This window comes from Numidum massiliense, assembly GCF_001375555.1.
GTDB lineage: Bacteria > Bacillota > Bacilli > Thermoactinomycetales > Novibacillaceae > Numidum > Numidum massiliense.
On sequence record NZ_CTDZ01000009.1, the window covers coordinates 2,925,060 to 2,936,825 of the forward strand.

8 protein-coding genes and 1 pseudogene are annotated in these 11,766 nt (G+C 49.6%); 2 read left to right on the forward strand and 7 right to left on the reverse strand.

Going from position 1 to position 11,766, the window contains the following annotated elements; translation table 11 throughout:
- Positions 1-15 precede the first annotated feature (15 nt).
- Both BN1247_RS13615 and BN1247_RS13620 read left to right on the forward strand, forming a co-directional pair.
- Entirely contained in the window at positions 16-2,118 is a 2,103-nt protein-coding gene (locus tag BN1247_RS13615) for a BglG family transcription antiterminator (protein WP_054950880.1), read from the forward strand.
- A gap of 56 nt (positions 2,119-2,174) precedes the next feature.
- Positions 2,175-3,773, forward strand: a complete 1,599-nt coding sequence (locus BN1247_RS13620) for a mannitol-1-phosphate 5-dehydrogenase (protein WP_082415944.1) — start codon at positions 2,175-2,177, stop codon at positions 3,771-3,773.
- Between the two features lie 389 nt (positions 3,774-4,162).
- Here the strand turns inward: BN1247_RS13620 and groL are convergent, their stop codons facing one another.
- From groL to BN1247_RS13655, 7 genes and pseudogenes are all read right to left on the reverse strand, one after another.
- Positions 4,163-5,803 carry a chaperonin GroEL gene (gene groL, locus BN1247_RS13625; protein ID WP_054950881.1) on the reverse strand — a complete coding sequence of 547 codons (1,641 nt, stop codon included), beginning with the start codon at positions 5,801-5,803 and terminating at the stop codon, positions 4,163-4,165.
- A 42-nt stretch (positions 5,804-5,845) separates the two neighbouring features.
- Complete coding sequence (groES, locus tag BN1247_RS13630) at positions 5,846-6,127, reverse strand: co-chaperone GroES (protein WP_054950882.1); 282 nt, start codon at positions 6,125-6,127, stop codon at positions 5,846-5,848.
- A 136-nt stretch (positions 6,128-6,263) separates the two neighbouring features.
- Positions 6,264-7,013, reverse strand: coding sequence for a twin-arginine translocase subunit TatC (gene tatC / locus BN1247_RS13635; RefSeq protein ID WP_054951657.1), 750 nt, complete (start codon positions 7,011-7,013; stop codon positions 6,264-6,266).
- Between the two features lie 31 nt (positions 7,014-7,044).
- Positions 7,045-7,233, reverse strand: a complete 189-nt coding sequence (locus tag BN1247_RS13640) for a twin-arginine translocase TatA/TatE family subunit (RefSeq protein WP_054950883.1) — start codon at positions 7,231-7,233, stop codon at positions 7,045-7,047.
- A 328-nt stretch (positions 7,234-7,561) separates the two neighbouring features.
- Positions 7,562-8,188: pseudogene (locus tag BN1247_RS13645) on the reverse strand (redox-sensing transcriptional repressor Rex); the annotation flags it as partial.
- Between the two features lie 139 nt (positions 8,189-8,327).
- Positions 8,328-8,900 carry a 5-formyltetrahydrofolate cyclo-ligase gene (locus BN1247_RS13650; protein WP_054950884.1) on the reverse strand — a complete coding sequence of 191 codons (573 nt, stop codon included), beginning with the start codon at positions 8,898-8,900 and terminating at the stop codon, positions 8,328-8,330.
- A gap of 241 nt (positions 8,901-9,141) precedes the next feature.
- A complete protein-coding gene (locus BN1247_RS13655; RefSeq protein ID WP_054950885.1) occupies positions 9,142-11,253 on the reverse strand; it encodes an alkaline phosphatase family protein in 2,112 nt (703 codons plus the stop codon).
- Between the last annotated feature and the right edge of the window lie 513 nt (positions 11,254-11,766).

The window sequence follows — 11,766 nt, forward strand, 5'->3', positions numbered from 1 at the left end:
CCGAGGTGAGCAAAAATGTATATTTCTTCAAGGGAAAAATTAATTTTGTCCACCTTGTTATATCAAACGACAGACGTAACGGTGAAAGAGCTTGCGGAAGCAATCGATGTCAGTACGCGAACCGTTCACCGGGAATTGAATCATATCGAAGACATCGCCAAAACATACGGCATGTCACTCATTCGAAAATCAGGTGTAGGGATCCGACTCGTCGGCAACGACGCGCAAAAAAAACAGCTCGAAGCAGCCTTTGCCAAAAAAAAGTTGTTCGATTATACGAAAGAGGAGAGGCAAGCGCTTCTCCTCACCATTCTACTGGAAGTTTCGGAGCCGGTAAAGCTGTTTGCTTTAGCGAGTGAATTAAATGTCACAGTCGCAACGATTAGTAACGATTTAACACAACTAGAGTCTTTCCTTCAGCCCTTTCATTTAACCGTTTTGCGCAAAAGAGGTTCCGGCGTCGAAATCAAAGGAAGCGAACGAGCGAAGCGACAAGCTTTAAGCCACCTCGTTGCTGATTATGTGAACGAAACGACGTTAATGAACGCAATGAAGAAACAAAATGACGAAACCAATGCAGATTCTATTTCAAACCGCCTATTGCAACTTGTTGAATACGATCGATTAACGGCGGTAGAGCAGGCGGTAAAAGAGGCGATTCACGCGTTGCCATACGAAATGTCTGACGGTTCGTACGTCGGTCTCGTCGTCCACTTGACATTAGCCATCGAGCGCATAAAAAAGGGTGAAACGATCCGAATGGATTGCGCCTATTTAGCGGAGTTGGCAAAGACGCCTGAATACAATGTCGCACAAATGATTGTGGACCACTTAAGCGAACATTACGATATACCAATCCCTTTAGCTGAAGTGGGTTACATTACGATGCATTTGCAAGGTGCAAAAATACGCGGCGGCCAACATCCGCTATTGGACGAAAATGATTTGCAAGTGGCGGTCTATGCGCGAAAGTTAACGGAATACGTCAGCGAACAACTCGGTGTTTCCTTAGTCGGTGAAATGTCACTAATGAAAGGGCTCGTCGCACATTTAAAGCCTGCCCTTTATCGCATTGAACAAAAAATGGGCATTGCAAACCCTCTTCTAGAAAAAATTCAAGCAGATTATGCGGACTTGTTCGAGGTCGTGAAACGTGGTGTCGCCCACATCTTCCCGCAATGGGAGATTCCGGATGAGGAAGTCGCCTATTTAGTCATGCATTACGGCGCTGTCCTGCTACGCACGAAGCAATCGCAAAAAGTAAAGGCGTACGTCATTTGTTCGAGTGGCATTGGCACGTCCAAAATGTTGGCTACACGACTACGCCAAGATATTCCCGAAATTGGCGACGTACACAACGTTTCAATGTTTGATTTGCACAATATCCATATTCGCGAAGAAGATGTCGTCATCTCGACGACTCATATTCCCGATGCGACTTTTTCTTATCATTTGTTAGACCCGATTCCGTCAGCCGAAGACATTCAACAGACGCGTCGCCATATTCAACGCCATTTGCTCACGCACGCGGCAAAACAGCCACACGTTAAACGACCTTCTGAAGGGACGGACCCTGTTCATCTGTTTGAAGAGGTGCATCTGTACAGTGGTATGGTCGTGCGACTGTTAAAACACATTCGCGTCGTACGTGCAGAAGCGACGCATTCGGTGGAGACGATTTTAAGGCATCAATGTACCTTGTTGGCCCAATCGTTACGTATAGACGATGTCCAACCGATCCTTAACGCATTATTAGTGCGAGAACAGCTCGGTGGACTCGGCATTCCAGGGACGGAATTGGCACTGTATCACACGCGCGACGCGCACGTACGAGAACCGCTGTTTACTGTCATCCATCTCGATGAAGGTAAGACGATTCAAGGCATGGATCGAAAGCCAATGACAGTGCGTTCAATCTTACTCTTGTTATCGCCTAGCGACGCGTCGAGCCAAATGTTAGAGCTCCTTAGCTTAATTAGTGCCAGCATTATTGAGAGCGATGAAAGCATCCATCTATTTGAGACAGGAAGTAAGCAAGACATTCTTCGTTATTTGTCGGGGAAATTTTTTGAGTTTCTAGAGGAAAAACAGCAAATAGTCCCAATATTGAAAAGTTAAGTTAGTTGTCTTAGGCACCGAATCAATTTTTAAATACATAATGGGAGTGAAGAAACATGTCATTGCCAATTTTATCGGCAAACAACATTCAATTAGGAGCAACTGCCCCAACGAAAGAAGACGCCATTCGCCAAACCGGACAATTACTCGTCGACCGCGGATATGTCGAAGTTGGGTATATCGAGAAAATGTTAGCGCGAGAACAGTTAACGACCACATATATAGGGAATGCCGTCGCGATTCCACACGGTACAGAAGACGCGAAAAATGAAGTAACGACGTCGGGGATTGTCATTTTGCAGTTTCCGGAAGGTGTCGACTTCGGGGACGGCAATATCGCGAAATTGTTAATCGGAATTGCCGGTAAGGACGGCGCCCATTTAGAGATCCTTTCCCAAATTGCAATTGTATGTTCCGAAGAAGAAAATGTCCAAGGCATGACTCAGGCGACAACAAAAAAAGAGATATTAACTTATTTTGCGGACATGACTAGCCCACAAGCTGTTCATTTCGGGGCAGGGAACATCGGTCGCGGCTTTATCGGTAGTTTATTGTACCAATCGGGTTATGAAACGTCATTCATAGATGTGAATGAAGCGGTTGTAGACGCGTTGAATCGCCGTCACCAGTACACCGTTCGTTTGGCAAACGAAGAAAAAACGGCGGAACACGTGAAAAATGTGTCGGCGATCAATAGTGCAAAGCAACCGGAACGTGTCACGGAAGCGATCGTGCACGCAGATATCGTCACAACAGCCGTCGGTGCAGACGTATTACCGGTCATTGCCGAGGCCATTGCGGCTGGACTACGCGCGCGTTACGAACAAAATCGTCAGCCATTAAATATCATTGCCTGTGAAAATATGATCGGTGCCAGTCAACTGTTGCGCTCCTGCGTATACGAACATTTGACGCAAGAAGAACAAGAGGCGTTTGATGCACTATTCCACTTCCCGAATGCGGCTGTCGACCGAATCGTCCCGGATCAAGGAAATGATGATGGACTAAACGTAACGGTTGAACCGTTTTATGAATGGATGGTCGACGAGTCGCTGGTAGTTGGAGAAAAACCGGACATAAAAGGAATGACGTATGTTCCATCCTTGACGCCTTACATTGAACGAAAGTTATTTACCGTAAATACCGGCCATGCCGTTGCCGCTTATTTCGGATACTTGGCAAAGGCGGAAACGATTTATGATGCGTTACAAGACGAAGAAATCCTGGGCTTGGTCAGGTCGGTGTTGCAAGAGACTGGGGAAGTGCTCGTTGCGAAACACGGTTTTAACAAAGCAGAACATGCCGCATATATTGAGACGACGATTCAACGCTTTAAAAACCCACTCATTGTCGACGAAGTGATCCGCGTCGGTCGTTCGCCAATGCGTAAACTCGGCCGTAATGACCGCCTCATGAATCCTGTTTTTCAATATGAACAACTGCTTCAGAAGGAACCCGTAGCGTTATTAAAAGGTGTTGCTGCTGCCCTTCGATACGACGTCCCTACGGATGAAGAAGCAGTAGACGTGCAACGCCTCATACAATCAAAAGGCTTGACGAAGGCGATTGAGACGATTACAACTGTGTCGAAGGCATCACCGATGATGACGCACATCGTTGAAGCTTATGAAGCATACGAGACTCAAGAAGCATAGGAAAAAAGACGCCCAAAATAAGGCGTCCTAAATGATCGCCTTCGGCGCTTTAATCGCCATACTGTTAAAAGACCAATAAGGATCGACCGCTCGCTCTTGTGCTAAAGGTGTGCGGTCGAACCGTCATACCTATGAGCTGCCCCTTGTAGGGCAAGCCTATTGTACGTGACCGTAGGTGTTAACCGCACCTGCAGTCTTTCTTGATCTATGCTTGGATAGTGCCACAATAGTGAATCAAAATAAACACCCATAAGAAAAAAGCTTCTCACAAGTCCAACGAACTCGCGAGAAGCTTTTATCTATTATCCAAGAGATACCCTTATATTACCGTATCCACGTCTCGGGTTTCTTGAATTAAATGCCTGTATTCAGTGGGTTTTAAGCCCTTGTTACATCATGCCGCCCATTCCGCCCATGCCGCCCATGGCGTCCATGCCCGGAGCGCCACCTGCGCCTTCTTCTTCCGGCTCGTCAGCGACAATCGCTTCCGTCGTCAAGAACATGGCCGATACCGATGCAGCGTTTTGTAGTGCGGAGCGGGTTACTTTCGCCGGGTCGACGATCCCTGCTTTAATCATGTCTTCCCACTCACCGGTCAGCGCGTTGAACCCAACGCCTGCTTCCGCCTGGTGCAACTTGTCGGCGACAACGGAACCTTCGAGGCCAGCGTTCGTCGCAATCATGCGTACCGGCTCTTCGAGGGCGCGCTTCACGATGTTGACACCTGTCGCTTCGTCACCTTCGGCCGCAACTGCTTCCACTGCTGCGGTAACGTTGACGAGGGCGGTACCGCCACCGGAAACGATCCCTTCTTCAACAGCCGCACGCGTCGAGTTGAGGGCGTCTTCGATACGCAGCTTTTTCTCTTTCAATTCCGTTTCGGTCGCCGCACCGACTTTGATCACTGCAACACCACCAGCCAGTTTGGCCAAACGCTCTTGCAGCTTCTCTTTGTCGAATTCGGACGTCGTGTCTTCCAACTGTTGACGGATTTGGCCAATGCGCGAACCGATTTCCGCCTTTTCGCCTACACCGTCGACGACGATCGTGTCTTCCTTCGTAACGCGAACTTGACGGGCGCGTCCGAGTTGGTGAATGTCGGTCGATTTCAGTTCGAGACCGAGATCTTCCGTAATGACTTGACCACCTGTCAGGATGGCGATGTCTTCCAACATCGCTTTACGGCGATCGCCGAAGCCAGGAGCTTTAACGGCAACAGCAGTGAAGGTGCCGCGCAGTTTGTTCACGACGAGGGTCGCCAGCGCTTCCCCTTCGAGGTCTTCTGCGATGATCAAGAGCGGCTTGCCTTGCTGTACGACTTTTTCTAACAGCGGCAAAATGTCTTGGATGTTGCCGATTTTCTTATCCGTAATTAAGATGTACGGATCTTCCAATACAGCTTCCATCGTGTCGTTGTCCGTCACCATGTACGGCGAGATGTAACCGCGGTCGAACTGCATCCCTTCCACGACTTCCAGTTCGGTCGTGAAGCCTTTCGACTCTTCAACCGTGATGACGCCGTCGTTGCCGACTTTCTCCATCGATTCGGCGATCAACTGGCCGATTTCGTCGTCGCCGGCGGAGATGGCTGCCACTTGCGCGATCGATTCTTTTCCTTCGATCGGCTTGGAGATCTTTTTCAACTCTTCGACAGCTGCCGCGGTCGCTTTTTCGATCCCTTTGCGGATGACCATCGGGTTCGCCCCAGCGGTGACGTTTTTCAGTCCTTCGCTAATCATCGCTTGCGCCAATACGGTAGCAGTCGTCGTACCGTCACCCGCGACGTCGTTCGTCTTCGTCGCTACTTCTTTGACGAGTTGCGCACCGGCGTTTTCGAACGCATCTTTCAGTTCGATTTCTTTCGCGATCGTCACCCCGTCGTTCGTGATGAGTGGCGAGCCAAACTTCTTCTCTAATACGACGTTACGCCCTTTCGGTCCGAGCGTAATTTTGACAGCATCAGCTAACTGATCGACACCGCGTGCCATCGCACGACGCGCGTCTTCACGAAACTTAATTTCTTTTGCCATTCGTCAATTGCCCTCCTCATATGTAGGTGGTTAGTTTTTTCACTACTGGAGAATCGCGAGAATGTCGCTTTCACGCAAAATCAAATACTCTTTATCGTCAACTTTAACTTCCGTGCCGGCGTACTTGGAGAAAATCACACGGTCGCCTTCTTTTACTTCCAAAGCAACTTTTTCGCCGTTTTCGTAGCGTCCGCTACCGACGGCTACAATTTTACCTTCTTGCGGCTTCTCTTTCGCCGAATCGGGAAGTACAATGCCGCTAGCAGTCGTTTCCTCTTTCTCCACAGCCTCTAATACGACACGATCACCTAAAGGTTTAATCACGAAAAACCCTCCTCTGTTCTTACGGGTGTTTTAGTCGCGTGTTAGCACTCACCGAGGCTGAGTGCTAACATCACTTTCTATGATATGCATTTTTACGCCCGATTGCAAGTCGTTTAAGGCGAATTTTTTACTTTTTTTATTCCGATGCCTCGTTCCACTCCGCATCTTGTGCTTGTATTTTGCGGTAGACGCGCTGTGACAGCCAAATGCTAATCTCGTATAGCAAAATGAGCGGGATCGCCACGAGTATGTTGGAGATAAAGTCTGGCGGCGTGATGACCGCTGCGACAATGACGAGAATGACGTAAGCAAAACGACGCATCTTGCGCAAAAAATCCGGTGTAAGTATGCGGATGCGCGTTAAGAACATGACGATAATCGGCAGTTCGAATGTCACGCCGACGGGCAAGACGAGGCGAAACATAAAGCCGAAGTATTGGCTAATCCCGTACATTTCCTGGGCGCCGAGCCTATCCGCGAGCATCGAGACGAACTTGACGAGATAAGGAAAGAGAAAGAAGTAGGCGAACGAGACGCCGACGATAAATAAAATAAACGCCACAGGGATGTATATCAGCGTGGCGCGCTGTTCTTCCGTTTTTAGACCCGGCTTGACGAAACGCCACGCTTGATACATAGCAAACGGCAACGTGAAGACGAGCGAAAGGACAAAAGAAAACTGCAAGTAAACGCGTAAAGAGTCCCCTAAAGAAAAGACGTTCCACGGAATGTTTTTCGCCGCCGGATCGTTTTTCAAATAGTGAATGACCGGTTCGACAAAAATAAAGCCGGCGATGAGGGTTGCTAAAAAGACGAGTAGCACCCAGATGATTCGCCGGCGCAATTCGCTAATGTGTTCGACGAGGTGTTGTTCACGATCACTCATAGCCATGCTGCCTCACTTTTGTATTTCTCAGTTACTTCTGATCACTAGCAGGTTTCTTTACGGAAGGCGTATCGTCGTCAGCTAAATCCTTTGTCGCCTTTTTAAACTCGCGCAACGTATTGCCGAAGGCGCGCCCTAACTCCGGCAGCTTATTCGGTCCAAACATGATCAACGCGGTGACTAAGATAAGAATTAACCCGGGAATACCGATGCTCGGCATATTTAGCACCTCCTTACTAACGTTTTCAAGTTTATTTCAAGTTTACTTGACGTGCTTACACTTCTTCGGCTTACTTTTCGCCTGATGCTCCTGGCACTGAATCTTTCGCACGCACAGTCGATGGCGCCGCATCTTTGGCACTCGCCTTTGACCGCGCTGCCTCTTTGCTACTCGCATCGGGCTGCGCTGCACTTTTGGCGTTCAGTTGCTCGTCGTTCGGTTGCTCGTCGTTCGGTTGCTCGTCGTTCGTACTGCCGACGTTCGTAGCGCCAATGCCTGTATGCGCGTTATCGCCTGCGGCTTGCTCTTCCTCGTCGGCGTCTGCAGGGTAGTTTTTCAAAAAGTAAATGAGTGTTTGCAACTCGGTCGTTAAATCGATGTGATGCATGCGTACGTGCGGCGGAACCGTCAGCCGGGCCGGGGTGAAGTTGAGAATGCCGTAAATGCCCGCAGCGATGATTTCATGTAACGCTTTCTCCGCTGCCGTAATCGGCACCGTCAAGATGGCCACATCGACCTGTTGCAGTTGCTTTACTTCCGCCAGACGGCTCATCGGATATATTGGGATGCCGTTTATTTCGCTGCCGACTTTTTGCGGATCGTTATCAAATCCGCCGACGATTTTCGTATTGTGACTGCGGTAAAAATTGTAGTGCAGCAAAGCGGTACCTAAATTACCGACACCGACTAACACGACATTCGATACCTCGTCTTGCTTCAAGAATTCCCGTAAAAACTGCAGTAAATAATTGACGTTATATCCATAACCTTTTTTTCCTAATTCTCCGAGGTAAGAGAAGTCACGGCGGATCGTTGCCGGATCAATTTGTAAGGCATCACTCAACTGAGCAGAAGATACACGCATTTTTCCAATCGCGTGTAACTTCTCCAAATAACGGTAATATACTGGTAAACGTTTTGCTGTTACTTCCGGCAATTTTTGTTGCTCTGCCATAAGTCTCCTCCAAATGATGCGTCAATCTTAACTCCCAATTAGTAGATGCACCCGACATCTGTATATCGTATCTTTTCTATATGATACACCTGTAGGCATCCGTCGGCAAGTTAACCATTTTTGACAAGTTGTCGACTATTTAATTTGCAAACGACAGCGTTTCCCTTTCTGTAACGAGTCCGTCCAACTTTTGGTCGTAGTCATTGTGCGGCACTTGTGGGGCGACTTGGAGTGAAAAAGCGACGCCGATCGCGTGAGCGGTAGCAGCTAACGTCGGTAAAAAACGGTCATAGTATCCACCGCCGTATCCGATGCGGTAACCGTCCCGCCCGAAGGCAATGCCCGGTACGACGACGAGGTCGATGTCAGCCCCTTCCCCGCGGCGTTCTTCTTGCACGGGCGGTTCCAATATGCCGTACACACCCGGCACCAATTCAGCAAGATCGTTCACCCGGTAACATTCGATTTGTTTCGTTTCTTTGTTCGCATGGGGCAAATACACCACTTGGCCATTCTGCCAGGCGCATTCGATCAACGGGCGAACGTCGACTTCTTGTCGGATCGGCATATATAAAAGAACCGTCTTGGCCGCCTGAAATGACGCAGTCGCTGCCATCCGCTCGCAAATTTGCTCTGAATATTGTTCGTATAACGCGGTCGGCAATTGACGGCGCCGCGCCAAATAATCCCTCCGCCACTCTTTTTTAGACAACTAAATGCCCTCCTCGCACATACCGATCAGTACCTTCTTATTTTTTTCTTACCCGTTCATTTTTGTCAACCGACAATTTGTCATTTGAACTTGTTGAAACCGTGCATGAGAGGCAATGTTCTCCTATGGTTAGCGTTTTTCGTATATACGTTGTCCACAGTATAACGCTATTTATCCACAGTTTGCGAGTGATTACCCACAACTTGTTAGTACGTTATCGACAGGTTATAGACAGTTACAGTTATGCACGGGGCGTCCCGGTTTGCCAATCGCGGCAAATGATGATGAGTAGCGGAATGACGACGTAGACGATCGCCGTCGCCGCCGAGACGATGCCGGAATCGTTAAGGACGAGGGCGCTAAAGGCGGCGACGACGATGGCTGTAAACCCGTGAAATAAATACGGGTACCGCTGTTGGAGCCACTGTAACCCGCGCATCGGTTGAATGATGATCACCGTCATCGCTAAAAACGACACAAAAAACACTTTTCCCCACAATGATCCTTTAATGAGGCGAATGTTGAGCATTAATTTGCGCGAGGCAATATCGACGATTTCGGCAAAGTCGCCAGACAATAAGTAGGAAAACGCCCGACCGACATGAGACGGTGATCCCGCAGCCACCGTCACGTTCATGAGGAGGAGACAAAGGGCTCCCACGACACCTAGTCCGACCAAGGAGAGCCAAAACCGCGCCTGCCACTTCTCGTAATAAAAACGCGCATAGGCCACTCCAAACCCGATCGTGGCAGCTAACGCACCGCCCGCGTTCGTTCCTAAAAACGGCGCAGAAAAGTAGAAGACTAAAAACGTAAACAGCGCCGCGACTATAAGTCGATGCCAGCGGTTGGCGGGGCGCTTCCATTCCAGTAGTGCCGCGACCATTAAAATGACCGACCCGAGGACGACACCCATATATTCATTGCCGATGCCGTAATAACGTGCGCCGATAATCGGGTCGTAGCCGAGAAACGACTGCTGAATTAAACTGCCGCCACACAACCCATCGACGAGCACGGGCATGAAACCGACAATGCCTAACACGAAAAACAACGGCACAGTCGGCAACCGTTTCAGCAAGGCGGCACTCGTAAACGCCAAGCCCATCAATAATGCAGAAAAAAGTAACGACGACTTTACCGGCACGGTCGCGAGCACTAAAAATAAGACCGGTGTCAACACGATACACAGTAGCGCGATTTGTAGTGCCTCTGTACGGCGCCACTGCTTGTTTAACAACAGCCATAAAGCGATGAGCAGCATCGCCACTTGATAAAAAGCGTACGTATATATGACAAACGGGCGCAAGCGGTAGACGGTCAGTACTTGCTCCAGCGTCGGCCACAACTTATCGGTTAATCCGTTACTTACGGTTACAGGTCGTCCGACCATCAACCGCGGTACCGTGACGCCAAATGCTTGTAAAACGGTCGGTGCCACGTCGATGTTGGCGATGATCCCCGTACGCCGCGTCGTCCCCGAAGTAAGAACACCGCCGGACGTTTGGGGGCGCCCGGGCTCATACCAAATCGTCGGCGCTAATTGCGCCTGCCGACTCGCCCGTCCCGTTTCGACGACAGGGGACAACAACCACAACACGTCACCTTGCCCCATCGTTTGCGCTAATCCGGCGAGAAAGCGATCCATCTCGTGCATAATGTTGCGCACCATTTTTTCGCGGCGTATGTCCGTCATGAGCGCCGTCTCTTCTTGCAGTCGAAATAAGTCTCCCAACTCGACGATGCGAAACTGCGCCTTTGACGCGCGCAGTTCCCGCAACAAATAGCCGTAATTCGTCTTTACCCCGCCCGGGCGTCCCGCTTGCGCGGTGTACATCGGCGCGTCGATTACCGCTTCTTCTACTCTTCCGTACCGGTCCATCGCCATAAACGGCGCGAAGCGACCGCTGTCCCCGCTTCCCCGTACGACATCTGTATTTCCCCAAACGGCGGTGTGAATGTCCGCTTTTTTTAACCTTTCACCGAGTAACGCGCTAGTCACGCGTTCATTGCCGACACGGTTTGCCTCATCGAACGGAATGACTGTCGGATAGACGACACCTTGCCGAGGTTTAATGCCGAGGCGCTCTTGCACAATGTGCGCGACTTGGCGTTCTTTAACTGTTTCGCCAACTTGGTAAAAACCGTCTGCCTGCGGCACGGCGACGCGGCGCCCCGCCGCTAACGTCGCATAGCTGTTCGCTAACGTATCCGGCCCTTTCGTACGCAAGTTCATCGCTCCTACAGCGCCTTGTGCGAGTAGTTGGCGAAACAGCGGATATGCGGTACTGAAGGGATCAGCAGCCTCGTGCAAATAATCGAAAGAAAGCGCCGGGATCGAGACGACCGTCATGCGCTGAATGGGCTGTCGTTGTTGTGGGGACTGTCGGGGCTGTCGAAGCTGCTTTGCAAATCCACGCGCGACGTGTCGTTCAAGCGGCGCATTGCGATGTACCTGCGCATAACTAACGGGAAGCGTACTGTGGATAAGAACACCGATGAGTATAACAGAACTAAGTAAACGTTTAACCGAACTAGGTAAACGTTTAACCGCGAGCGCACTCACTGGACGGTTAACGACGTGTGGACATTTACGAAGGGATAGCAGGCTGCTTACTGACGATAAATACTCGCGAAATAAACATAGCGAGTTGTTAACGAAACGTAAACAGCATCGTATACGGTCCAATGAGAATCTACGATCCGACAAGAATCTACGGTTCAACAAAAATCGCCTCTCTCAAAAACTGGGTGCCTTTAGATTGCCCAACTCTCCTGTTTTTATCGTCATTCGTTTATACACATGCTAAATGGTTCACATAGCAAGTTATCCACTGTTTTATCCACATTATCCACAGATTTTTGA

Bases quoted from the DNA above. Each gene is read 5' to 3' on its own strand.
- BN1247_RS13640 (WP_054950883.1), bottom strand. From the start codon at position 7,233: ATGCCGAGCATCGGTATTCCCGGGTTAATTCTTATCTTAGTCACCGCG.
- BN1247_RS13615 (WP_054950880.1), top strand. From the start codon at position 16: ATGTATATTTCTTCAAGGGAAAAATTAATTTTGTCCACCTTGTTATAT.
- BN1247_RS13620 (WP_082415944.1), top strand. From the start codon at position 2,175: ATGTCATTGCCAATTTTATCGGCAAACAACATTCAATTAGGAGCAACT.
- groL (WP_054950881.1), bottom strand. From the start codon at position 5,803: ATGGCAAAAGAAATTAAGTTTCGTGAAGACGCGCGTCGTGCGATGGCA.
- tatC (WP_054951657.1), bottom strand. From the start codon at position 7,013: ATGAGTGATCGTGAACAACACCTCGTCGAACACATTAGCGAATTGCGC.
- BN1247_RS13655 (WP_054950885.1), bottom strand. From the start codon at position 11,253: ATGACGGTCGTCTCGATCCCGGCGCTTTCTTTCGATTATTTGCACGAG.